This is a genomic window from Inquilinus sp. OTU3971 (assembly GCF_038440215.1).
Genome location: NZ_JASATH010000026.1, coordinates 12432 through 35188, shown reverse-complemented (window position 1 = coordinate 35188; position 22757 = coordinate 12432). Strand labels below are relative to the sequence as shown.

The 22757-nt window shown below is 69.9% G+C and carries 18 protein-coding genes, 1 tRNA gene and 1 pseudogene; 10 read left to right on the top strand and 10 right to left on the bottom strand.

Annotated features, from left to right (window positions below):
* Window positions 1-71 precede the first annotated feature (71 nt).
* From AAHM41_RS09290 to AAHM41_RS09265, 6 genes are read left to right on the top strand one after another with little or no spacing between them, the layout of a single operon-like run.
* Window positions 72-731: a GntR family transcriptional regulator gene (locus AAHM41_RS09290; RefSeq protein WP_342236247.1), complete on the top strand. Its 660-nt coding sequence runs from the start codon at window positions 72-74 to the stop codon at window positions 729-731.
* Between the two features lie 57 nt (window positions 732-788).
* Window positions 789-2051 carry an ABC transporter substrate-binding protein gene (locus AAHM41_RS09285; protein WP_342236246.1) on the top strand — a complete coding sequence of 421 codons (1263 nt, stop codon included), beginning with the start codon at window positions 789-791 and terminating at the stop codon, window positions 2049-2051.
* Window positions 2048-2989, top strand: a complete 942-nt coding sequence (locus tag AAHM41_RS09280; protein ID WP_342236245.1) for a carbohydrate ABC transporter permease — start codon at window positions 2048-2050, stop codon at window positions 2987-2989. The genes AAHM41_RS09285 and AAHM41_RS09280 overlap by 4 nt, the downstream gene beginning before the upstream one ends.
* Window positions 2986-3813 carry a carbohydrate ABC transporter permease gene (locus tag AAHM41_RS09275; RefSeq protein ID WP_342236244.1) on the top strand — a complete coding sequence of 276 codons (828 nt, stop codon included), beginning with the start codon at window positions 2986-2988 and terminating at the stop codon, window positions 3811-3813. Before AAHM41_RS09280 ends, AAHM41_RS09275 begins: the two co-directional genes overlap by 4 nt.
* A gap of 4 nt (window positions 3814-3817) precedes the next feature.
* On the top strand, window positions 3818-4894 hold the full coding sequence (locus AAHM41_RS09270; protein ID WP_342236243.1) for a Gfo/Idh/MocA family protein: 1077 nt from the start codon (window positions 3818-3820) through the stop codon (window positions 4892-4894).
* Window positions 4895-4917: 23 nt separating this feature from the next.
* The gene (locus AAHM41_RS09265; protein WP_342236242.1) at window positions 4918-5298 is read left to right on the top strand and encodes a cupin domain-containing protein; all 381 of its coding nucleotides are present in this window, start codon (window positions 4918-4920) and stop codon (window positions 5296-5298) included.
* Window positions 5299-5475: 177 nt separating this feature from the next.
* Here AAHM41_RS09265 and AAHM41_RS09260 read toward each other — a convergent pair whose 3' ends face one another.
* The gene (locus tag AAHM41_RS09260; RefSeq protein WP_342236241.1) at window positions 5476-5691 is read right to left on the bottom strand and encodes a hypothetical protein; all 216 of its coding nucleotides are present in this window, start codon (window positions 5689-5691) and stop codon (window positions 5476-5478) included.
* 282 nt (window positions 5692-5973) lie between these two features.
* On the opposite strand from AAHM41_RS09260, the gene AAHM41_RS09255 reads away from it, so the two are divergent.
* The gene (locus tag AAHM41_RS09255; protein WP_342236240.1) at window positions 5974-6744 is read left to right on the top strand and encodes an SDR family oxidoreductase; all 771 of its coding nucleotides are present in this window, start codon (window positions 5974-5976) and stop codon (window positions 6742-6744) included.
* Window positions 6745-6878: 134 nt separating this feature from the next.
* Here AAHM41_RS09255 and AAHM41_RS09250 read toward each other — a convergent pair whose 3' ends face one another.
* The 9 genes and pseudogenes from AAHM41_RS09250 to fdnG form a co-directional block, all read right to left on the bottom strand.
* Window positions 6879-7721 carry an endo alpha-1,4 polygalactosaminidase gene (locus tag AAHM41_RS09250; protein WP_342236239.1) on the bottom strand — a complete coding sequence of 281 codons (843 nt, stop codon included), beginning with the start codon at window positions 7719-7721 and terminating at the stop codon, window positions 6879-6881.
* A gap of 153 nt (window positions 7722-7874) precedes the next feature.
* Window positions 7875-7970 (bottom strand) — tRNA-Sec (locus tag AAHM41_RS09245).
* Window positions 7971-8087: 117 nt separating this feature from the next.
* Window positions 8088-9872 (bottom strand): annotated as a pseudogene (gene selB, locus AAHM41_RS09240) (selenocysteine-specific translation elongation factor); the annotation flags it as partial.
* A gap of 44 nt (window positions 9873-9916) precedes the next feature.
* Window positions 9917-10705 (bottom strand): tetratricopeptide repeat protein, encoded by a 789-nt coding sequence (locus AAHM41_RS09235; RefSeq protein ID WP_342236238.1) that lies wholly within the window; start codon window positions 10703-10705, stop codon window positions 9917-9919.
* The gene (gene selA / locus AAHM41_RS09230; protein WP_342236237.1) at window positions 10692-12122 is read right to left on the bottom strand and encodes an L-seryl-tRNA(Sec) selenium transferase; all 1431 of its coding nucleotides are present in this window, start codon (window positions 12120-12122) and stop codon (window positions 10692-10694) included. The genes AAHM41_RS09235 and selA overlap by 14 nt, the downstream gene beginning before the upstream one ends.
* Window position 12123: 1 nt before the next feature.
* Window positions 12124-13041 carry a formate dehydrogenase accessory protein FdhE gene (gene fdhE, locus AAHM41_RS09225; RefSeq protein WP_342236236.1) on the bottom strand — a complete coding sequence of 306 codons (918 nt, stop codon included), beginning with the start codon at window positions 13039-13041 and terminating at the stop codon, window positions 12124-12126.
* A 49-nt stretch (window positions 13042-13090) separates the two neighbouring features.
* Window positions 13091-13801: a formate dehydrogenase subunit gamma gene (locus tag AAHM41_RS09220; protein ID WP_342236235.1), complete on the bottom strand. Its 711-nt coding sequence runs from the start codon at window positions 13799-13801 to the stop codon at window positions 13091-13093.
* Window positions 13798-14739: a formate dehydrogenase subunit beta gene (fdxH, locus tag AAHM41_RS09215; RefSeq protein WP_342236234.1), complete on the bottom strand. Its 942-nt coding sequence runs from the start codon at window positions 14737-14739 to the stop codon at window positions 13798-13800. Before fdxH ends, AAHM41_RS09220 begins: the two co-directional genes overlap by 4 nt.
* Window positions 14740-14752: 13 nt before the next feature.
* Window positions 14753-17842 (bottom strand): formate dehydrogenase-N subunit alpha, encoded by a 3090-nt coding sequence (gene fdnG / locus AAHM41_RS09210; RefSeq protein WP_342236233.1) that lies wholly within the window; start codon window positions 17840-17842, stop codon window positions 14753-14755.
* 391 nt (window positions 17843-18233) lie between these two features.
* Here fdnG and selD point away from each other — a divergent pair, with 391 nt between their 5' ends.
* From selD to AAHM41_RS09195, 3 genes are all read left to right on the top strand, one after another.
* Window positions 18234-19310 (top strand): selenide, water dikinase SelD, encoded by a 1077-nt coding sequence (gene selD / locus AAHM41_RS09205; protein ID WP_342236232.1) that lies wholly within the window; start codon window positions 18234-18236, stop codon window positions 19308-19310.
* Window positions 19311-19475: 165 nt separating this feature from the next.
* A complete protein-coding gene (locus AAHM41_RS09200) occupies window positions 19476-21293 on the top strand; it encodes a S9 family peptidase (RefSeq protein ID WP_342236231.1) in 1818 nt (605 codons plus the stop codon).
* Window positions 21294-21308: 15 nt separating this feature from the next.
* Window positions 21309-22736, top strand: coding sequence for a M20 family metallopeptidase (locus AAHM41_RS09195; RefSeq protein ID WP_342236230.1), 1428 nt, complete (start codon window positions 21309-21311; stop codon window positions 22734-22736).
* The last annotated feature ends 21 nt before the right edge of the window (window positions 22737-22757 follow it).

Below are 22757 nucleotides of genomic sequence, written 5' to 3'. Positions count from 1 at the left end.
TCCCAGTCCTTCGCTTGCCAAAAGCATATTGCATATTGTGTATTTTTCACAAGCCGGATAGGGTTGCCCCTATGAGCGCTGAAAAACACCTCACCCTCCGCGAGCGGATCCGAGACGAGCTCGTCCGCATGATCGTCAGCGGCGAGCTGCCGGCCGGGGCCGCGATCGACGAGAAGAAGCTGGTCGAGCGGCTGTCGACCAGCCGCACCCCGTTCCGCGAGGCGATCGGCACGCTGGAGCGGGAGGGGCTGATCGAGATCCGGCCCTATCGCGGCTTCTTCGTGCGCCAGCTGTCGCGCAAGGATGTCGAGGACCTGTACGATCTGCGCGAGACGCTGGAGGCGATGGCCGCCAGGCGGGCGGTCGAGCGCGCATCGGACGCCGACATCGACCGGCTGTCCGCGATGCTCGATCGCGCCGTCCAGGCGCTGCGGTCGGACGACATGGCCGCCTATGCCGCCGAGGACCGGCGCTTCCATGAATTCATCGCCGAGCTGTCGGACAACCACGCTTTGGTCGACACGCTGTCGCGCCTGGCGCTGCAGATCCAGATGTGCCGGGTGATCGCCAACCGCAGCCGGGATTTCGCCGAACGCGCGGCGGACGAGCGTGACCGCATCCTCGGCGCCTTCCGCCAGCGCGATGCCGGCCTCGCCGCCCGGCTGATGGCGGAGCACATCGCCGATGTCCGCCAGTCCGTGATGGCGCAGATGATGGCCGACGCCGGCTGATCGTGTCGGGCCGGCCCGCCAAGAGGTGCGGCCCGATCAACAAGGGAGGATCTGGGAATGCTGAGACGTCTCGGCCTGTGGCTGGCCGTCGCCGCCACCGCCATCGCCGCCGGCCTCGCGCCGGCCAAGGCGGAAATCCTCAAGATCTGGGGGCCGGAGCAGATCACCGACCCGCTGATCGCCGATCTCTGGACCGGCCTGAAGGCCGATTTCGAGAGGGCCAATCCGGGCGTGACGGTGGAGTTCATGGTGCCGACCGGCACCATCTCGAACGGCGCCGTGCAGGCGGCGATCCAGTCCGATGCCGGGCCCGACCTGGTGCTGACCAATTCCGGCGTCGGCCGGGTCGGCATCGTCGCCAAGGCCGGGCTGGTGGTGCCGCTGACCCGCTATTACGACGAGCGCGGCTGGAGGGCGCAGCTGTATCCCTGGCTCAACGACACGCTGAAGGGGCAGTTCGGCGGCGAGATCTACGAGATCCCGGACGGGCTCGACGTCATCGGCGTGTTCTACCACAAGGACATGTTCGCCGAGCATGGCTGGACCATGCCGGACACCTACGAGGGCTTCCTCAAGCTGCTGGGCGAGATCAAGCAGGCGGGCATCCAGCCGCTGACCGTCGGTCCCCGCAACAACGCCAATGGCGGCCATCTGTTCGGCAACCTGCTGCAGGTGTCGGCCGGCCGGCAGGTCGTCGGCGAGGTCCTGTCCGGCAAGCGGCCCTGGACCGACCCGGCCATGGTCAAGGGCGCGCAGCGCCTGGTCGACCTGGTCGCCGCCGACTATGTTCAGCCGCAGATGGTCGGGCTCGACCTCGACGCCGCCGCCCGGCTCTGGTTCACCAAGCGCGCGGCGATGATGGTGGCCGGACCCTGGTTCACCAACAACGCCCGCAAGGCCGGCTTCGACATGGCCAATGCCGGCTACGCGACGATGCCGTCGGACATCGCCGGCGAATCCCTCGCCACCGGCGGCGTGGGCTGGAGCTGGATGCTGCCGAAGACGTCGCGCCACCCCGACCTAGCCCTGAAATGGCTCGACTACATCCTGTCGGACGCGGTGATGACCCGGCGGGCCTCGCATGCCAGCAGCTGGATGGTCTATCCGCGGGCCCTTTCCGGCCTGAAGCCGACCCAGCCGGTGCTGGCCAGCGTCTTCGCCGCGGCCGACAAGGGCGTCGGCTACAACCCCAGCGTCTACATGCCCGGCAATGTCCTGGAGGCCTACATGCAGGTCATCCAGGGCCTGATCGGCGGCCAGATCGGGGCCGAGGCGGGCATGGCGCAGATCGACGGCCAGATGCAGCAGGCGGCGAAGTGACGGTGCTGCCCGACAGCGCGGCGCGGCGGGTGCGTGGCGGGCGGCGGCTGCTGGCCAAGACCGCCCGGCCGGGCGGGGAGGGGCTGCGGGCCGCCATCCCCTTCCTGCTCCCGGCGGTCGGCCTCTACGCCCTGTTCACCCTGCTGCCGATCGCGGAGACGCTGCGGCTCAGCGTCACCGCGTCCGACACCGGCGCCGGGGCCGCCGCGGGCGGGGGCCTGCAGAACTACACCCGGCTGGCCGGCGACCCGATCTTCTGGCAGGCGCTGCGCCAGACCGTGGTCTGGCTGGTTCTGCACCTGGTGTTTGCCGGCGGGCTGGGTTTCGCCCTGGCCCTCGCGATCTCCGGTCTCAGGGTCGGGCGGATCTTCTATCGCTGCGCCTTCTTCCTGCCGCATGTGGTGTCGCTGGCGGTGGTCGGCGTGATCTGGAGCAAGATCTACGACCCCTATTTCGGCCTGATCAACGGCGCCCTCTACACCCTCGGCCTGGACAGCCTGGCCCGGGGCTGGCTGTCGGAGCCGTTCCTGGTGCTGTTTTCGATCAACATCGCCAGCAGCTGGCAGGGCTTCGGCCTGTATATGCTGCTGTTCATCGCCGGTCTGCAGGGCATCGACCGCACCCTGTACGACGCGGCGGAGGTCGACGGCGCCACCGCCTTCCAGAAGCTGCGCCACGTCACCATCCCGGGGCTGCGCGAGGTCATGACCTTCGTTGCCTCGCTGGCCCTGATCAACGGGCTGAAGGGCTTCGCCACGATCTGGGTGATGACCCAGGGCGGGCCGTTCTACCGCAGCGAGCTGCTGACCACCTACATCTACAAGCTGGCCTTCCAGCTGCAGGACCACGGCCGCGCCGCGGCGCTTTGCGTCGTGCTCAGCCTGATGGCGATCGCCATCACCGTCGGCTTCAACCGCTGGCGGGAGCGGGTGCGATGAGCCGTCGCCGCTCCGACCGCTGGCGGGCGCTCGGCCTGCTGCCGCCGCTCGCCTTCCTGCTGGGGCCGTTCCTGTGGCTGCTCGCCTCCAGCCTGAAGACCGAGGCGGAGATCGCCACCGCCGATCCGTTCTCGGCGCCCGACCGGCTGATGTGGGCCAATTACGTCGACGCCTGGCGGATCGGGTCGTTCGGCGAGCTGATCCTGAACAGCTTGGTCAATGTCGCCGCAGTCGTGGTGCTGATGATCCTGGTCTGCGCCCCGGCCGGCTACGCCTTCGCCAAGATGCGGTTCCGCGGCAGCGAGGCTCTGTTCTACCTGCTGATCCTCGGCCTGACCGTGCCGATCCAGGCGATCGTCATCCCGCTCTACCAGCTGCTCTCGGGCCTCGGGCTGCTCGACAGCCTGGCCGGCATCACCCTGGCGCAGGTCGGCAATGGCATCCCGTTCGGCGTCTTCCTGATGCGCAACTTCTTCCGCAACGTCCCGCACGAGCTTTTGGAGGCGGCGCGGGTCGACGGCTGCGGCCACGGCCGCATCCTGCTGCGGATCTTCCTGCCGATCTCGGCCCCCGCGGTGCTGGCCCTGGTGGTGATCAGCGCACTGGGCACCTGGAACGACTTCTTCCTGCCGCTGGTGGTGCTGATCTCGCCCGAGGTGCAGACCCTGCCGCTCGGCCTCGTCCGCTTCGCCGGGACCTATTCGACCGATCACCGCCTGGTCTTCGCCGGCACGGTGATCTCCTTCCTGCCCATCGTTCTCCTCTACATCGCCACCCAGCGCCGCTTCACCGAAGGCCTGACCCAGGGTGCCCTCAAGGGATGACCGCATGACCGACATCACCTACAATTTCGAATACGAGCGGCGCCTCAAGGCCTGCTTCATCGGCGCCGGCGGTCATTCCTACCGCAACATCTACCCGTCGCTGCGCTACGCCCCGGTCGATCTGGCCGCGGTCTGCGACGTCGATGGCCGCCGGGCGGCGGATTACGCCCGGCTGTTCGGGGCCGGCCGCAGCTACACCGACCATCGCGAGATGCTGGCGGCCGAGCGGCCCGACGTGGTGTTCATCGTCACCGCCTACCATCCGGACGGCCGGGTGCAGGCAACCGATCTGGCCCAGGACGTGCTGGCCGCCGGCGCCCATGTCTGGATGGAGAAGCCGACCGCCGCCAGCCTGGCCGAGGTGCGCGACCTCGAGGCGGCGAGCGAGCGGCACGGCCGCTTCGTCATGACCGGGCTGAAGAAGATGTTCTTCCCGACCATCGAGAAGCTGAAGTCGATCATCGACAGCCCGGAATTCGGCCGCGTCTCCTCGATCGCCCTGCGCTATCCGCAGGCGCTGCCGCCGCCGGAGCGCCGGGGCGACCTGGTGGCGATGCAGGGCTTCCTCGACCACATCTACCACCCGGCCGCGATCCTGCTGCACCTGATGGGGCCGGTCGACCGGATGAGCTATGAGTGGGAGCCGGCGAACGGCGCCGCCGTGGTGTCGCTGCGGTTCAGGAGCGGCGCCATCGGCAGCCTGCATTTCGCCGCCGGTCAGTCCGGCACCAGCCCGCTGGAGCGGGTCGAGGTGATCGGCGACCGCGCCAATGCGGTGGTCGAGAACGGCGTCCGGCTGACCTATTACCGCCGGGCGGCGCTGCCCGCCTACGGCCGCGCCCGGTCCTTCATCCAGGGCGACCACGAGGCCCCGATCCTATGGGAGCCGGAATGCTCCCTGGGCCAGCTCTACAACAACAACCTGTTCTACCTCGGCTATGTGCCCGAGATCCTGCATTTCTGCGACAGCGTCCTGGCCGGCACGCCGCCCAGCAAGGGCACGCTGCAGGACGCCGCCCGGATCATGGCCCTGTTCGAGGCCTTCCAGCGCACGCCGGCGGGCGTGACCGTCAGCCTCTGATCCCGATCCCGGAGTACGACCCCATGACCACCCATCCCTGCGTGGCCGACGCCGCCCGCCGCGAGACCGCGATCCTCGACTGGGGCCGGCTCGACTGGCTGGTGACCGGCGCCGCCATGCCCGGCGCCGAGCTGACCTTCGGTCTGGTGACGATCAAGCCCGGTGAGCGCAACCCGCTGCACTCCCACCCGAATTGCGAGGAGGTGCTGTACGTCGTCTCTGGCCGCTGCGAGCACCGGCTGGGCGACGAGATCCTGGCGCTGGAGCCCGGCTCGGCCATCCGCATCCCGCGCGGCGTGCCGCACTGGGCGCGCTGTGTCGGCGCCCAGCCGCTGCAGGCGATCATCGCCTTCTCCTCCGGCGACCGCCGCGCCGACATGCATGAGGAGGACGGCGTGGCTTGAGAGAGACCGCCCGACAAAAAGGAGTCCCACCTCCCGCGAGGGGAGGTGGGACAAAAAAGAAATGGCTTCAGCGATTTTGAGGAGGTCCCGCCAGGCGGAGAGCGACGCGAAGACGCTCGACGTCCTGTCGGCCCCCCGCGAATTCAGTGGCGTGACCCGACCTCAATTCATCCCGCTCTAGCTCAGGGCCAGGATCAGCAGGACCACGACGACGGCGAGCAGCCCGACCAGGATCGGCAGCGTCCGGCGCGAGCCGCGTTCCTGCTCCGGCCCGCGCGCCAGGCTGATGTCCTGCGCCCGCTCGATGACCCGCTCACCTTCGGGCTCCTCGCCGGGCGGCTGTCTGGGGGAATCCGGCGTGCGGCGGCCGGGCACCTCTTGGTCCGAAACCATCTCCGCCTCCTCGGCGGCCATTGCGTCGACAAAGCAATGGTTGCCGGCGCGCCTGGGTTCCAGGCGTCAAGTGGCGCCGGAGCTCGAGCCGGTACGGGCGCGGCGTGCTGTGGCAGTCGACCTGCTGCCGCGCCATCACTGAGCAAACCAGTGGTCTTGAGATCGACTCTTCCTTCTCGTCATGGCGAGGCGCGCAGCGTCGTCACCACGACGGGGCAATATCTCAGGCCGCTGGTATAAGAGCCGTTGCGGGTGAGTTTCGAGACGGGAAGGAAACCGGGAATGCCGGGAAGGTTGGAAGGGCGCGTCGCCATCGTGATCGGGGCGGCGCGGGGCATCGGCGCGGCGATCGCCGAACGCTTCGCGGCGGACGGGGCGCGGGTGGTGATCGGCGACACCGATCCCGAGGCCGGGGCGGCGACGGCGGCGCGGCTGGGCGCCCGCTTCGTCGCCACCGACATCAGCCGGCGGGCGGATGCCGATGCCATCGTGCGGGCGGCGGTCGACGGCTTCGGCCGGCTCGACATCCTGGTGCAGAACGCCGCGATCTACCCGTGGACGCTGATCGAGGATATCGAGCCCGAGGAGTGGGACCGGGTGATGGCGGTCAACCTGCGCGGCACCTATCTCGCCGCCCGGGCGGCGCTGCCGGCGATGCGGGCGGGCGGCGGCGGCCGGATGATCTTCACCTCCTCGATCACCGGCCCGCGCGTCACCAGCCCGGGCCACGGCCACTATGCCGCGACCAAGGCCGGCATCAACGGCTTCCTCAAATCCGCGGCGCTGGAGTTCTCCGGCTACGGCATCACCGTCAACGGGATCGAGCCGGGCAACATCCTGACCGAGGGCATGCAGCAGCACCGCAGCGCCGAATTCATCGCCATGATGGAGCGGGCGGTGCCGCTGGGCCGGCTCGGCACGCCGCAGGACGTCGCGGCTGCGGTGGCCTTCCTGGCCTCGGACGACGCCGCCTATATCACCGGCACCACCATCGTCGTCGATGGCGGCCAGACCTTGCCGGAAGGTCACGATTTCCGGCTGCGGCCGCAATAGGGCAGGGCGGCTGAAGAAGGCGGAGGGCGCCAAGCCGCCCCGGCCGGGGCGCCGTGAAGCGGATCCGCAACCGACCGCGAAATCTGTCAACCATGTGACCGGTCCATAACATGGCCGGGCCTGCCGTCAGCCGCTCAGCACCATTTATATTCGTATTGGGACGACCCCGCCGGGACCACGTCGCGGTCGCGGTAGATGATCGAGATCTTGCTGCCGCGCGCGGCGCAGGCGGCGTTGAAGACGCTGATCGGGTCGACCGGGTTGCCGTCCGCGTCCCGGTCGTTGTCGCTGTACTCGATCTCGTAGACCTGGTTGCCGTAGACGTCGGTGAAGGCCTCGCATTCCGACCAGACCTGGCATTCCTCGACGATCGCGAAGTCGAAGCCGATCTGCGAGATGCCGATCGGCGCCAGCTCGCTGGTGTTCTTCTGCGCGATGGCGAGGTTGGCGGCATGGGCGCGCTGCACCAGCAGCTTGGCGAAGGCGGTGTTGTGGGCCTTGGTCAGGACGTTCTTCGAGCGGGTCCAGGAATCGAGGTTGTCCGGCTCCACCGCCTTGAAGCCGTCGGCCGCGCATGTGTCGATCCACGGCCCGATGATCGCCATCAGCGCGGTGCGCTTCGCCGCCGTCGAGGTGTCGAGCAGGTATTCATCCGGCCACTCCGGATCGATCACGTATTTGCCGTTCTTCTTGACCAGCAGGTCGGGGTGGCTGGTGGTCCACCACACCGCGTCGTCGGGCTGGGTCTGGAAGGCGTTGACGTAGCAGATGCCGTACTTGCCCGGGGCCGGCGCCGCCAGCCGGTCGCGGTCGACGATGGCGACGCCGGACGCGGCGGCATAGGCGCCCCCGATCTGGTAGTCGAACTGCCCGTTGGCGGTCGGCGAGGTAAAGGCCAGGGCGCTCGCGGGCGTGGCCGCAAGGATGCTCGCCGCGGCGACGGCAGCCGCCGTCGTCCGTAACCACAATGCACGCATGGGGGGCGTGACCTCTCGGGCCTGCCGTCCCCGCCTCGAGCCCGCTCGCTCTGGCGTGGTGGGGGCCGGGCTGGGTACCGGCTGGGGGCAGGCTGCGCGTAGGATGTCTGTCCTCCCGCACAGGATCAACAACTATGATCAGGGGCGATGGCATGGCGGAAGAGAGTGGGAGTCGAACCCACCAAGGACCGGCTCGCGGCCCCTCCCGGATTTGAAGTCCGGACGCCCCACCGGGGACGATTCTCCTCCATCACCCTCGGCCGGCGCCTCGCCGGTCGAGGGACGAAACAGGTCCAGCCGATGCCGGTTCAGCCGGCGCAGGTCGCCCCGCCGCAGCGTCACGCCGTGACGGTCGAAGAACTCCAGGATCTGAATCGCGACCTTGCGGCCGCTGTCCACCTGATCACGGAACTGCGCCGCGGTGAAGCCGGTCTCATGGGCCTCGCCCAGCCGTAGCAGGATGCCGACGACCTCGGTGACGGTCGGGCGCAGAAAGAAGTGGTCATGTGCCACCTCGTCGACCCTTCCCATCCGCCCGGCGCGCTTCAGCAGACGCCGGATCTCCGCCTCGTCGAATCCGGTCTCGCCGGCGATGTCGCGCACCCGCGGCGGCCGGAACCGCGTAGTACCGCCGAGACGCGGGCCGATATCGGCCCACATCACCTCGTCGGCCTCGGTCAGATGCGCCTCATGGCCGGTCAGACGGACCCAGGCGCCGTCCAGCGCCACCTGGTCGGCCCGCGCCAGCCCGCGCAGCAGGGCGGCGAAGGCTGGGGCTGGCAGGCGCGGCTGCGACTGCAGGCGCAGCCGTTCGAAGCCGATGCCGGGCAGGTCCGGGTTGTCGCGGTGGAAGGCGTCCAGCGTCTCCAGTAGCCCTTGGGTCAGCCGCGTCCAGTCCTCCGCGGTCAGGGCCGGCAGCTGCTCGCCCGCCGCGATCCGGACCAGGCCGAGCCGGTCGGCCAGCGCCTCCATCCGGGCGGCGCCCAGGGCCCGGTCGCGGCCGAAGCCGGCCAGGTCGACCAGCCGCGGAGGCACCGCCAGCAGTGCCGCCAGCGCGGCCTCCGGATCGTCGAGCGCCAGCGCCGCCAGCTGGGCCAGGCGCTCCGGGCTTCGCCGCTTGCGCGCAGGCGCTCGCAGATCGACCAGGCGCCCGCCGCCGATGGTGCGCTGGGCCGAGGTGTCGCGGACGACGTACCGGTCCCCGGACGCGGCGGCGACCGGCCGGTCCAGCACCAGCTGGACGAAGGCCTCGCCGCCCGGCGGGATCGGGGCGTCGCCCAGCAGCACGATACGCGCCCCGGCCTCGGCCGCGGCGGTGTGGAAGCGCACCGGGAACCACTGGCCGATCGGCCTGCGCTCGCCCGGCAGCACGCGCAGCGTCGCGTCGACGCGCTCGGTCGGGGCATGCAGGGCGGGGTCCAGCACGACATCGCCGCGGGCGAAGGCCTCGCGCGTCACCCGCTCGCCCGCCAGGTTCAGGGCGCAGCGCTCGCCGGCGCGGCCGCGCTCGGCCGGGCGGTTCTGCGCGTGGATCGACCGCACCCGCACCGGCAGGCCGGACGGGCTGGCCATCAGCTGGTCGCCGGCCGCGACCGATCCCGACAGCACCGTGCCGGTGACCACGGTGCCGGCCCCGTGCAGGGTGAAGGACCGGTCGACCGCCAGCCGGAACCGGCCCGACGCCTCGCGGCCGGCGAACGCCGCGGCCTCCAGGGCCAGCCTGTCACCCAGCTCTGCAATGCCTTCGCCGGACACGGCCGAGACCGGCAGGATGTCGGCCCCGGCCAGCACGGTGCCGACCAAGGCCGCGTGGATTTCCGCCGCCACCGCCGCGCGCCGGTCGGGGGCGGCCAGGTCGGCCTTGGTGAGGGCGACGACGCCGCGGGAGATGCCGAGCAGGTCGATGATCGCCAGATGCTCGCGGGTCTGCGGCATCACGCCGTCATCGGCCGCGACCACCAGCAGCGCGAAATCGATGCCGGAGGCGCCGGCCAGCATGGTGTGCACCAGCCGCTCATGGCCGGGCACGTCGATGAAGCCCAGCATCTCGCCCCCCGGAATCGGCTGGTAGGCGAAGCCGAGGTCGATGGTGATGCCGCGGGCCTTCTCCTCCTTCAGCCGGTCGGTGTCGACGCCGGTCAGCGCCCGCACCAGCGCGGTCTTGCCGTGGTCGATATGGCCGGCGGTGCCGATGATCACGGCGTCGCCTCCGGCAGCCGCCGTCGGGCCAGGGCCTCGGCCTCGGCGATCCCGGCGGGGTCGAGCGCGGCCCGGGCGGGCCCGAGGAACCGGCCGGCCAGCGCGCTGCCGCCGGCGGTGCCCCGCAGCAGCCAGGCCAGCGCCTGGACCGGATCCTTCGGCACGCCGGTTCCCAGGTGACAGGCCGCGCCGAGCATGGCCTGCGCATCGGGTTCGCCGCGATCGGCGGCCAGGCGCCACCAGCGCACGGCCTCGGCCGGGTCACGGGCCACGCCGAGCGCGTTGTGGTGCAGCATGCCCAGCCGCGTCATGGCCGCGGCGACACCCTGCTCGGCGGCACGCTGCGCCCACAGCCGGGCCTCGGCCGGATCGAACAGGGCGCCGTCCTCCGCCAGCATCCAGCTCAGCATGTCCTGCGCCGCGGCGTCGCCCTGTTCGGCCGCGGCGCGGTACAGGGCGGCGGCCCGGCCGTCGTCCCGCGCCACGCCGTCGCCGCGGAAATGCAGCGTCGCCAGGTTGCGCTGGCCGATGGGATCCCCGGCCTCCGCCGCCAAGCTCAGCCAACGCATGGCGAGGGCGAGGTCGCGCTCGACGCCCAGCCCTTCGGCGAAGCAGGCGCCGACATTGCTCTGGGCCCGGGCCACGCCGTCCCGCGCCAGCGGCCCCCAGATGGCGAGCGCCGCCGCATGGTCGCCGCTGCGCGCCGCGGCCGAGGCGGCGGCCAGCTGCTCGGCGACGGTGGGCTCGGGCGTCCGGCCGGCGCGAAGGCGGTCAAGCCAGCTCATCGCTCCCTCCGGGCGCGAGTGCGGCGAGGGAGGCCAGGAATCCGGCCTCATCCTCCAGGCAGCGCAGGTCGAGCAGCAGCGCCCCGTCGGCGGTGCGCCCGACCACCGGCACCGGCAGCCCGCGCAGCGCGGCGGCGAGGGCGTTCAGCGCCCGGCCGCTGTCGCCCGGCGGGGTCAGGGCCAAGGCGGCGCTCGGCAGGGTCTCCAGCGGCAGGGCGCCGGAGCCGATCTGGCTGGCGCAGGCCCGGACCTCGACCGCGGCACGGCCGGTCAGCGCCTGCGCCACCGCGGGCAGGATGCGGCGGGCCTGCGCCTCGATCTGGTCGGCCTTGCGGCCCAGCAGGCGCAGGGTCGGCAGGCGCTGGGCCAGCCGGGCGGGGTCGCGGTACAGCCGCAGCGTCGCCTCCAGCGCCGCCAGCCGGATCTTGTCGACCCGCAGCGCCCGCTTCATCGGGTTGCGGTTGATCGCGGCGACCAGATCCGCTCGGCCGACGATGAAGCCCGCCTGCGGCCCGCCCAGCAGCTTGTCGCCGGAGAAGGTGACGAGGTCGGCGCCCTCGGCCACCGCCTCACGCACCGTCGGCTCATGCCCCAGCCCGATCGCGCTGAGGTCGGCGAGGGTGCCGGAGCCGAGATCGTGCACCAGCGGGATGCCGTGCGCCCGGGCGAGTGGTGCCAATTCCCCCGCGGCAACCTCGGCGGTGAAGCCGGCGATGCGGTAGTTCGAAGTGTGGACCTTGAGGATCAGCCCGGCCTCCGGCCCCAGCGCCGCGGCATAATCCTTCGGATGGGTCCGGTTGGTGGTGCCGATCTCGCGCAGCGCCGTGCCGGCCCGCGCCATGATGTCGGGCATGCGGAAGGCGCCGCCGATCTCGATCAGCTCGCCGCGCGAGATGATCGACTGGCGCCCGTGGCCGAGCGTGTTCAGCACCAGCAGCACCGCCGCCGCGTTGTTGTTGACGACGGTGGCGTCCTCGGCCCCGGTCAGCTCGCGCAGCAGGTCTCGCAGATGGTCGTCGCGCTCGCCGCGCTGGCCGGTGGCGAGGTCGAACTCCAGCGACACCGGGCTGCGCATGGCCTCGACCGCCGCCTCGACCGCCGCCTCGGCCAGCAGGGCGCGGCCGAGATTGGTGTGCAGCACCGTGCCGGTCAGGTTGAACACCGGCCGCTGGGTCGACCGGGCGCCGGCCGCCAGCGTCGCCGCGGCGGTCGCCGCCACGCCCTCGGCGTCGGGCACCGGTGCGCCGGCGCGCACCGCTTCGCGCGCCACCGCCAGGGCGCCGCGCACCGCGGCGGCAGTCTGGGCATGGCCGAAGGCTGCCAGGGCCGTCGCGGCGGCCGGAGACTTCAGCACCTGGTCGACCGAGGGCAGGTCGCGCAGCCGCGAGGGCTGGGGGCGGGCAGCGCCGCCGGCCATGTCAATAGCCCAGGAGGAACGGGTTGAAGCCGCCGCGCTCGTACTCGCCCTGCTGCTGCATCAGCAGGTCGAGGCCGAGGCTGGCGGCGTCGTCCGCCACCGGCTCCAGATCCGCCTGCTTCACCTGGTACAGCACCTTCACATAGCGGTGGCAGCTATTGCAGGTCTCGGCCTTCACCGTGCCGCCGCCGCCCTCGACCTCCTGGTAGCCGATGCCCTTGCTGCCGCCGCACAGCACGCATTGGATTCGGACCTGGTGCCAATAGGTGCCGCACAGGCTGCAGGCGCAGAACCGGATGCCGTGCATGCCGCGCCAGCCGACCACCATGGTGCTGACCGGCGGCCCGCCGCAGCTGGGGCAGGCCCCTTCGCCGATCGGAACCAGCGCCGCGGCGTCGAGCCGTGCCGCCATCCGGACGAACTGGATCTGCAGCACCGCCGCGACATAGACGTGCTCGGCCAGGGCATCGGCCGGGATGGCGCCGGCCAGAACGGCCCGTACCATGGCCTCGCCCTGCGCCCGGCTGGCCGTGCGCACCCGTTGCAGCGCCTCGGCCGCCGCCGGGGGCATAGGGATGTCGGCCGCAGCGCCGGTGAAGCGGTCGAAGGTCACTGCGAAGGCCGCGTCGGGGGCGAAGCCGGTCCGGTCGAGCGGCGGCATGCCATGGGTGCGGGCGCGCGCCAGCACCGCCTCGTCCGGCATCGCCGGCTCGGGCAGGTCGTCCTGGATCCGGTACTGCAGCTCGGCCAGGTCGGACAGGAAGCGCAGATAGGGGCCGATCTCGCTGCGCGCGGCCAGGGCCCGCAGGCGCAGGGCGCGGTCGATGAAGATCTGGTGCGGGTCGGGCAGGCGGGCGAAGGGCGGGGCCGCGACCTCACCGATCACGGTCGGGTCCGGCCGGGCCGTATCATCACTCATTCTCGATCCTCACGAACCCGACGGGCCACGTGACTCGTCTCTGCCTGGTCTAGGGGGCCGCCTTCTTGCCGGTGCCGGGCCGCCGCGCCACCAGCTCGCGCAGCCATTTGCGGTGGTGGCGCCAGGCCCAGCCGCCGGTCACCCGGCCCCTGGTCATGGCGCCGATGGTGCCACGGACCCAGATCGCCGCATAGACGTGGATGATCCAGACGCAGATGATCACCACCGCCGCCAGGGCGTGCACCAGGATGGCGATGCGCTTCTGCCCGATCGTGCTGAACGGATAGAAATACTGGTCCCAGACCACGAAGCCGCTGCCGATCAGCACGATGATCAGGATCGACATGCCCCAGAACACGAATTTCTGGCCGGCATTGTACTTGCCGAGCTCGGGCAGGTTCTCCTCGCGCCCGGCCAGCACATCGCGGGCTCGGCGCAGCCAGGTGTTGTCCTCGCTCTTCCACAGATTGGCCTTCCAGAAGCGGATGAACAGGCCGCAGAAGGAGAAGAACAGCACCACGCCGATCCAGGGATGCAGCGTCCGCGTCATCTGCCCGCCGCCGAACAGCGCGGTCAGGAAGAACAGCTTCGGATGGAACATCGCCAGGCCGGACAGGGCCAGCAGGACGAGGCTGGTCGCCGTGATCCAGTGGTTGATCCGGGCGGCGACCGTGTAGCGGTCGACCACGACCGGCTTGCCGGGGTGGACGCCGTCGCCCGGCCCGACGTCGTCCGGCCTGCGATCGGCGGCGGCGGTCATGACCGCTTCTCCTCGGTCAACTCCTCGGCGTGCCTTTCATCCTCGGGCGACACCCGGTTGGCGCCGGCGAAGAGATGGTGCAGCACGCCGGCGACCGCGGCGAAGCCGATGGCGCCGAGGCCGACATATTTGGTCACGCCCTTCCAGGCCTCGACGATCGGGCTGATGCTCGGATTCTTCGGCAGCCCGGCATAGATCTCCGGCTTGTCGGCGTGGTGCAGCACATACATCACATGGGTGCCGCCGACGCCGGGCGGGTCGTACAGCCCGGCATTGTCGAAGCCGCGGGACTTCAGGTCCTTGATCCGGAAGTCGGCCCATTCCTTCATCTCGTCCTTGGTGCCGAACACGATGGCCTGGGTCGGGCAGGCCTTCTGGCAGGCCGGGCCCTGGCCGACCGCGATCCGGTCGGAGCACAGCGTGCATTTGTAGGCCGTGTGGTCGGTCTTCGAGATGCGCGGGATGTTGAACGGGCAGCCTTTGACGCAGTAGCCGCAGCCGATGCAGTTCTCGTGCACGAAATCGACGATGCCGTTCGAGTACTGCACGATGGCCCCAGGCGCCGGGCAGGCCTTCAGGCAGCCAGGGTCCTCGCAATGCATGCAGCCGTCCTTGCGGATCAGCCATTCCAGGTTCTGGGTCTCCGGATTCTCCCATTCGGTGAAGCGCATCAGCGTGAACATGTCCGGCGTCAGGTCGTGCGGATTGTCGTAGACGCCGAAATTCTCACCGACCGGCTCATGCGTGTCGTTCCACTCGATGCAGGCCGACTGGCATGCCTTGCAGCCGATGCATTTCGACACGTCGATCAGCTTGGCCACCTCGGTCTGCCGCTGGGCCGGCGGCGTGATCGTGGAAGCCGAGCGGCGGATCAGGTCCTGATCGCCGAATTTCGCGGCGGTCGGGGCGACGGTGGGGTTGGGGATCGGGGCGAACATGGTCTCTCCTCCCTCACGCCACCGGCGGCCCGGACGAGGCCTCGATGTTGACGCAGAAGGCCTTGAACTCCGGCGTCTCGATATTGGCGTCGCCGACGAACGGCGTCAGGACGTTCGCCCCGAAGCCCTTCTTGGCGGCGCCGATGAAGCCCCAATGGATCGGGATGCCGACGATGTGGACGGTCTTGCCGTCACAGGTCAGCGGCCGGATCCGCTTGGTCACCACCGCCTTGGCGAAGACCGAGCCGCGCTTCGACCACACCCGGACCCAGCCGCCCTTGGCGATGGCCTTCTCCTTCGCCAGCTCCTCCGAGATCTCGACGAAGAATTCCGGCTGCAGGACCGCGTTCACATGGTTGTTCTTGGTCCAGTAGTGGAAGTGCTCGGTCAGCCGGTAGGAGGTCGCGGCATAGGGGAAGTCCGGCGAGGCGATGTCGGCGAACTGCGCGAAGTCGTCCTTGAACACCCGCGCCACCGGGTTGCCCCGCACCTTCGGCGCGACGACATTGGCGACCGGGCTCTCGAACGGCTCGTAATGCACCGGGAACGGGCCGTCGCGCATCATGCCCCGGGTGAACAGGCGGGAGACGCCTTCCGGGTTCATGATGAACGGCCCGACATCCCCCGGCTTCGCCGTCGGGGCGATGTCGGGGACATCGTAGCCGGCCCATTTGCTGCCGTCCCATTCGATGATCTTGCGCGCCGGATCCCAAGGCTTTCCGGCAAGGTCGCAGGAGGCGCGGTTGTACAGGATCCGCCGGTTCGCCGGCCAGGAGAACGCCCATTTCGGGAAGGTGCCGGTGTCGTCCGGGTCGGAATTGTCCTGCCGCGCCATCATGTTGCCGGCCTCGGTGAAGCAGCCGGCGTAGATCCAGCAGCCGCAGGCGGTCGACCCGTCGTCGCGCAGCACGCCGAAGCCCGGCACCTGCTTGCCGGCGTCGAGGATCTTCTTGCTCGGGTCGGTCGGATCGAACAGATCGGTGAGCGCGGATCCGTTCATCTCCTTGGCCAGCTCCTCGGCCGTCGGCTCGCCCGGGTCGGCATAGGCCCAGTTCAGGTTCAGGATCGGGTCGGGGAAGGCCCCGCCCTCCGTCTTGTACAGCTCCTTCAGGCGCAGATGGATCTGCGACATGATCCAGACATCGGTCTTCGACTCGCCGGGGGGCGCGCCGCCGGGCCAGTGCCATTGCAGCCAGCGCCCGGAATTGACCAGCGATCCCTCATCCTCGGCGAAGGAGGTGGTGGGCAGCTGCAGCACCTCGGTCTGGATCGCGGCCGGGTCGGCGTCGTTGAAGATGCCGTGGTTCTCCCAGAACCGCGCCGTCTCGGTCTCGATCGGGTCCATCACCACCAGCAGCTTCAGCTTGGCCAGCGCCTCGGCCAGCTTGGCCTTGTCCGGGAAGGCCTGCAGCGGGTTGAACCCCTGGCAGAAATAGAGGTTCACCTTGCCCTGGTGCATCATCTCGAACACCCGCAGCACGTCGTAGCCGGGCAGGTCGAGCTTCGGCAGCCAGTCGAAGGCGAAGTCGTTCTCCGGCGTCGCCGCCGCGCCCCACATCGACTTCTGGAAGCTGACGAAGAACTTCTTGTAGTTCTGCCAGTAGCTCATCTGGTTCGGCCGCAGCGGCTTGAAGCCGCGGGTCGACATGTAGGTGGCGAAGTCGCGCTCCCGCTCCAGCGGGATGTTCAAGTATCCCGGCAGCAGGTTCGACATCAGCCCCAGATCGGTCAGCCCCTGGATGTTGGAATGGCCGCGCAGCGCGTTCATGCCGCCGCCGCGGATGCCGATATTGCCCAGGATCAGCTGCAGCATCGCCATGGCCCGGATGTTCTGCGAGCCCTTGGAATGCTGCGTCCAGCCCAGCGCGTACATCGAGGTCATCGCCTTGGTCGGCGACGCGCTCTCGCCAACCATCTCGGCCACCTTCAGGAACTTGTCCTTGGGCGTGCCGCTGATGCGCTCGACCATCTCCGGCGTGTAGACGGCGACATGCTGCTTCAGCAGGTTCCAGACGCAGCGCGGGTTCTGCAGCGTGTCGTCGACCACGGCATAGCCGTCGGCACCGATCTCGTAGTCCCAGCTCGACCGGTCGTAGTCGCGCTTCTGCTCGTCATAGCCGGTGAACAGGCCGTCGCTGTAGCCGAAGCCTTCCTTCACCACGTAGCTGGCGTTGGTGAAGGCCTTCACATAGTCCCACTGCACCTTGTCGTTCTCGATGCAGTAGCGGATCAGGCCCAGCAGGAAGGCGATGTCCGTGCCCTGCCGGATCGGCGCGTAGAAATCCGCAACCGACGCCGATCGGGTGAAGCGCGGGTCGACCACGATCAGCTTGGCGCCGCGGTTGGCCTTGGCCTCCGTGACCCATTTGAAGCCGCAGGGATGGGCCTCGGCGGCGTTGCCGCCCATGATGATGACGAGATCGGTGTTCTTGATGTCGGTCCAGGAGTTCGTCATGGCTCCACGGCCGAATGTCGGGGCGAGACTCGCCACCGTCGGGCCGTGTCAGACGCGCGCCTGGTTGTCGAACGCCAGAATGCCGGTGCTGCGCACCACCTTGTAAGTGCAGAAGGCGGTCTCGTTGGTCGTCGCCGAGGCCGCGAGGTACGCCGTCGTCAGCCAGCGGTTGACCGTGACGCCGTCCTTGTTCTTGGCGACGAAGTTCGCGTCGCGGTCGTCCTTCATGGCGCGGGCGATCTTGCCCAGCGCCTCGTCCCAGGAGATCCGCTCGAACTTGTCCGATCCCGGGCGCCGCAGCATCGGGAACTGCAGCCGCTGGGCGGATTTGACCGTGTCCAGCAGCGCCGCGCCCTTCGGGCACAGCGTGCCGCGGTTGGTCGGGTGGTCCGAATCGCCCTCGATATGGGTGATCTCGGCCTTCTCGCCCTTCCGCAGGTCGCCCTTGGAGTAGAGGATGATGCCGCAGGCCACCGAGCAGTAGGTGCAGGTGTTGCGGGTCTCGGTGGTGTTGGCGAGCTTGAACGGCCTGATCGCCGCAGCGTAGGCCGCTTCGATGTCGCCGAAGCCGAAGGCCCCGAGCGTCGTGCCCGCCACACCCGCGCCGGCCCCTTTCAGGAAGCCGCGGCGCGAGAGCTTCATGTCCATCTTGGCGCCTCCCGGAAGCCTGTCCGCAAAAGACATACCAAATTAGGAAAAATGCTACGCTTGGAAGGGTTCCAATGTCAAACGGCCGATGGTTCGTCGAGCCGATAAATAGGACAATTTTTCAAAGGCTTAATAATGATTCGCAAGGACAGCTGTGCCCGGTGTCCGGCATGCCGTGGGGCAATCCCGGATTGACCCTGCGTCGGCCTTCGCCGTTTAATCCGTCCGTGGCATTCACCAGCGCTCCCGCGTGCCGGGGCCGCACGATGTCGACAGGCAAGGCCGGTCCGGCCGCCCGCAGGGCGGCGCGATGCCGTATCGCCGTTCCCGCCGCCTCCGCCACCTTCGAGCCCATCAGACCGCAGCCGGCGCCGAGCCAGGGAGCCCGACCATGACCAGCCGTCCTCATCTCACCGAGGCGGGGGCGCCGCCCGTCCGGCTGACCAGCCTGGCGCATGGCGGCGGCTGCGGCTGCAAGCTGGCGCCCGCCGTGCTGCAGGAGCTGCTGGCCGGCCAGCCGGAAGCGGCGCCGTTCCGCCAGCTGCTGGTCGGCACCGAGACCGGCGACGACGCCGCGGTCTGGCAGCTCGACGACGATCGCTGCGTCATCGCCACCACCGACTTCTTCATGCCGGTGGTCGACGACCCGCGGGATTTCGGGCGGATCGCCGCCACCAACGCGATCTCCGACGTCTACGCCATGGGCGGCCAGCCGATCTTCGCGCTGGCCATCCTCGGCATGCCGCTCGGCAAGCTGCCGGCGGAGACGGTGCGCGAGATCCTGGCCGGCGGCGCCTCGACCTGCGCCGAGGCCGGGATTCCGGTCGCCGGCGGCCATTCGATCGACGCGCCGGAGCCGATCTACGGCCTGGCGGTGATCGGCACCTGCCGGCCGTCGGAGCTGCGCCGCAACTCGGGCGCCCGGCCCGGCGACGCGCTGATCCTGACCAAGGCGCTGGGCGTCGGCATCTATTCCGCCGCCTTCAAGAAGGAGGCGCTGTCGGCCGAGGGCTATGCAGAGCTGATCGCCAGCGCGACCCAGCTCAACCGCATCGGTGCCACGCTGGGGCGGGAGGAGGCGGTGCACGCAGTCACCGACGTCACCGGCTTCGGCCTGCTCGGCCATGCGCTGGAGATGGCGCGCGGCGCCGGCGTGACGCTGGCGATCCGGGACGGCACGCCGGTGCTGTTCGCCCAGGCCGAGGCGCTGGCGCAAGACGGCTTCGTCACCGGCGCCTCGCACCGCAACTGGGCGAGCTACGGGGCGGAGGTGACGCTGCCGCCCGGCTTTCCGGAGTGGCGCCGCCACCTGCTGACCGATCCGCAGACCTCCGGCGGGCTGCTGGTCGCCTGCGCCGCCGACCGGGCCGACGACCTGCTGGCCCGCATTACCGCCGCCGGCCACCCGGCCGCCCGCCGCATCGGCACGGTCGAGGCCGGGCCGGCCAGGGTCCGTATCGAGGCGTGAGGCCTGACGCAGTGAGAATTTATGCCGAAGCGGAATAGTCCAAGGAAAATTATGAATTGGCCGGTCCCCTCTGCCGGACGACATCATGACCATAATTTGAGCGTGCCCATTTGATGGGCGCAGGGCCGGCCGCCAAGGCTGGCGGCTCGGGCAGGGGGCAGTCACGTGTCTGACGACGGCGCCATTCAGGCGGATCCGGCGGCGATCCGCTCTTATCTCGACATCCCCGGTGCCAAGAACCCGGCGCTGTCGCCGGACGGCAGACTGCTGGCCTTCCTCAGCGACCGGACCGGCTTTCCCCAGATCTGGCTGCAGCCGGCGGAGGGCGGCGCCGCGTGGCGGGCGGCGGAGACGCCGGAGCCAGTCGGCGCGCTGGCCTTCAGCCCGAAGAGTCTGGACCTTGTCTTCACCATGGATTGCGGTGGCGACGAGCGGCATCAGCTGTGGCTGATCCCCGGCGCCGACGGCGCGCCGGTGGCGCTGACCGAAGACCCGACCGTGGTCCATGTCTGGGGCGCCTGGTCGCCGGACGGGACGCGGATCGCCTATGCCTGCAACGCCCGCGACCGCTTCGACATGGACATCCATGTGATGGAGGTCGCGACCCGGCAGGCGCGCTGCGTCTATCGGGGCGAGCTGTTCCGCGAGGTCATAGCCTTCTTCCCGGACGGCAAGGCGCTGCTGGTGCGGGACTCCACCCGGGCAACGATGGACCAGGACCTGTTCCGGCTGGACCTCGAGACCGGCGCCTACGAGCCGTTCCTGCCGCATGACGGCCGGGCGCGCTATGTCGTCGCCAAGACCCGGAAGGACGGCAGCGGCCTGTATCTGCTGACCGACCAGGGCCGGGACTTCCAGGGCATCGCCTTCCTGTCCTTCGCCGCCCACAGCCTGAGCTGGGTGGTGGCGCCGGATGGCCAGGATATCGAGGCGATGGCGCTGTCGCCCGACCAGGGCCGCATCGCCTATGTCATCAACGAGGAGGGCTGGAGCCGCATCCTGGTCCACGACCTCGACACCGGCGCGGAGACGGTGGTGGCGGGGCTGCCGCCCGGCGTGATCGGCTCGGTCTCCTGGCGGCCGGACGGCAGCGGTCTGGTCTTCCCGCTGGAAGGCGCCGCGACCCCGCCGGGCATCTGGCAGTACGACATCGCCGCCGGTGCTGCGAGCCGGTTGACCGACGCTCCCGCAAGTGACCTGATCGATGGCTTCGTCGAGCCGGTGGTGCAGCGCATTGCGAGCTTCGACGGGCTGCAGGTCCCGTTCCTGCTGTACCGGCCGCAGGGCGAGGCGCCGGCCGGCGGTTTCCCGGCGATGATCATCGTCCATGGCGGGCCGGAGGCGCAGTGGACCCCGACCTTCCGCGCCGACATCCAGTACATGCTGGCGCGCGGCATCATGGTCGTGGCGCCGAATGTCCGCGGCAGCACCGGCTACGGCCGGCCCTACCACCAGCTCGATGATGTCGGGCTGCGCATGGACAGCGTGGCCGATCTCAAGGCCGTAAGGCTGGCGCTGGGCGCGCGGGACGATGTCGACGAGGCCCGGATCGGCGTTTTCGGCCGGTCCTATGGCGGCTTCATGGTGCTGGCGGCGCTGACCGAGTATCCGGAGCTCTGGCGCCTCGGCATCGAATTCTACGGCATCGCCAATTTCCACACCCTGCTGCAGACCACCGGCCCCTGGCGCCGGCGCCTGCGGGCGGCGGAATATGGCGACCCGGTCGCCGACAAGGACCTGCTCGAGCGCATCTCGCCGATCCACAAGCTGGATCGCATCCGCGTGCCGCTGCTGATGGCCCAGGGCCTCGACGACCCGCGCGTGCCGCCGGGCGAGAGCGAGATGATCCATTCCGGCCTGCGCGGCCTCGGCCGCCCGGTCGACTACATCCGCGTGCCGCATGAAGGGCACGGCTTCGCGCGGCGGGAGAACCGGCACGACGTCTTCGGCGCCGTCGCCGCCTTCCTCGACCGTCATCTCTGAACGAAAGCGAGAACCATGCAGAATTCCGACAAGATCTGGCAGCTGGTCGACGCCAAGCGGACGGAGTTCGTGGGGCTGAGCGACCGGATCTGGGGCATGCCCGAGATCGCCTACACCGAGTACCGCTCGGTCGCCGAGCACACGGCGATGCTGAAAGCCCAGGGCTTCCGAGTGACCGAGAATCTCGCCGGCATCCCGACCGCGGTGATGGGCGAGGCGGGCGAGGGCGGGCCGGTGATTGCCATCCTCGGCGAATACGACGCCCTGCCGGGGCTGAGCCAAGAGGCCAACATCGCCGAGCCGAAGCCGATCCCCGGCAATGGCTATGGCCATGGCTGCGGCCACAACCTGCTGGGCTCCGCCGCCCTGCTGGCCGCCACCGCGGTCAAGGACTTCCTGGAGGCGACCGGGCGGCCGGGCCGTGTGCGCTACTATGGCTGCCCGGCGGAGGAGGGCGGGGCGGCCAAGGCCTTCATGGTCCGTGCCGGCGCCTTCGCGGATGTCGACATCGCCATCACCTGGCATCCGGCGTCGCTGACCCGGGTCGACGAGGCGCTGTCGCTGGCCAACACCCGCATGGACTTCCACTTCACCGGCCGCGCCTCGCACGCCGCCGCGGCGCCGCATCTCGGCCGCAGCGCGCTCGACGCTGTCGAGCTGATGAATGTCGGCGTCAACTACATGCGCGAGCACATGCCGTCCGACGCCCGCATCCACTACGCCATGCTCGATTCCGGCGGCATCGCGCCGAATGTCGTGCAGGCCTCGGCCAAGGTGCGCTACGCCATCCGCGCCCGCGACCTGGCCGGCATGCTGGCGCTGAACGAGCGGGTCAAGAAGATCGCCCACGGCGCCGCGCTGATGACCGAGACCTCGGTCGCGATCTCGATCATGAGCGCCGTCTCCAACATGCTCGGCAACACGCCGCTGGAGGAGGCGATGCACCAGCACCTGCTGCGCCTCGGCCCGGTGCCGTTCGACGCGGCGGACCGGGACTATGCCGCCCAGATCCAGGCGACGCTGAGCGAGGAGGACATCCTCACCGACTATCGCCGCGTCGGCGTGCCGCCGCGCAAGGACCTGCCGCTCTGCGACTTCATCGTGCCGCGCGACTCCACGGGCGAGCCGATGATCGGGTCGACCGACGTCGCCGATGTCAGCTGGGTGGTGCCGACGGTGCAGGCGCGGGTCGCCACCCACGCCATCGGCACGCCCGGCCATTCCTGGCAGATCACCGCCCAGGGCATGGCGCCGGCCGCGCATAAGGGCATGGTGCATGCCGCCAAGGTCATGGCCGGCACGGCGCTCGACGTGATGAACGACGAGTTGCTGATGGCCCGGGCCAAGCAGGACCACCAGGAGCGGACGGTGGCGACGCCCTATGTCTGCCCGATTCCGGCGGAGGTGCAGCCGCCGCTGCAGCCGCGACCGAAAGCCGCCTGACCCTGCGGGACAAGCCGGCCC

Excerpts from the sequence above, each read along its gene's own strand:
- AAHM41_RS09290 (WP_342236247.1), top strand. The coding sequence starts at position 72 with ATGAGCGCTGAAAAACACCTCACCCTCCGCGAGCGGATCCGAGACGAG.
- AAHM41_RS09285 (WP_342236246.1), top strand. The coding sequence starts at position 789 with ATGCTGAGACGTCTCGGCCTGTGGCTGGCCGTCGCCGCCACCGCCATC.
- AAHM41_RS09275 (WP_342236244.1), top strand. The coding sequence starts at position 2,986 with ATGAGCCGTCGCCGCTCCGACCGCTGGCGGGCGCTCGGCCTGCTGCCG.
- AAHM41_RS09270 (WP_342236243.1), top strand. The coding sequence starts at position 3,818 with ATGACCGACATCACCTACAATTTCGAATACGAGCGGCGCCTCAAGGCC.
- AAHM41_RS09265 (WP_342236242.1), top strand. The coding sequence starts at position 4,918 with ATGACCACCCATCCCTGCGTGGCCGACGCCGCCCGCCGCGAGACCGCG.
- AAHM41_RS09260 (WP_342236241.1), bottom strand. The coding sequence starts at position 5,691 with ATGGTTTCGGACCAAGAGGTGCCCGGCCGCCGCACGCCGGATTCCCCC.
- AAHM41_RS09255 (WP_342236240.1), top strand. The coding sequence starts at position 5,974 with ATGCCGGGAAGGTTGGAAGGGCGCGTCGCCATCGTGATCGGGGCGGCG.
- AAHM41_RS09250 (WP_342236239.1), bottom strand. The coding sequence starts at position 7,721 with ATGCGTGCATTGTGGTTACGGACGACGGCGGCTGCCGTCGCCGCGGCG.
- AAHM41_RS09235 (WP_342236238.1), bottom strand. The coding sequence starts at position 10,705 with ATGAGCTGGCTTGACCGCCTTCGCGCCGGCCGGACGCCCGAGCCCACC.
- selA (WP_342236237.1), bottom strand. The coding sequence starts at position 12,122 with ATGGCCGGCGGCGCTGCCCGCCCCCAGCCCTCGCGGCTGCGCGACCTG.
- fdhE (WP_342236236.1), bottom strand. The coding sequence starts at position 13,041 with ATGAGTGATGATACGGCCCGGCCGGACCCGACCGTGATCGGTGAGGTC.
- AAHM41_RS09220 (WP_342236235.1), bottom strand. The coding sequence starts at position 13,801 with ATGACCGCCGCCGCCGATCGCAGGCCGGACGACGTCGGGCCGGGCGAC.
- fdxH (WP_342236234.1), bottom strand. The coding sequence starts at position 14,739 with ATGTTCGCCCCGATCCCCAACCCCACCGTCGCCCCGACCGCCGCGAAA.
- selD (WP_342236232.1), top strand. The coding sequence starts at position 18,234 with ATGACCAGCCGTCCTCATCTCACCGAGGCGGGGGCGCCGCCCGTCCGG.
- AAHM41_RS09195 (WP_342236230.1), top strand. The coding sequence starts at position 21,309 with ATGCAGAATTCCGACAAGATCTGGCAGCTGGTCGACGCCAAGCGGACG.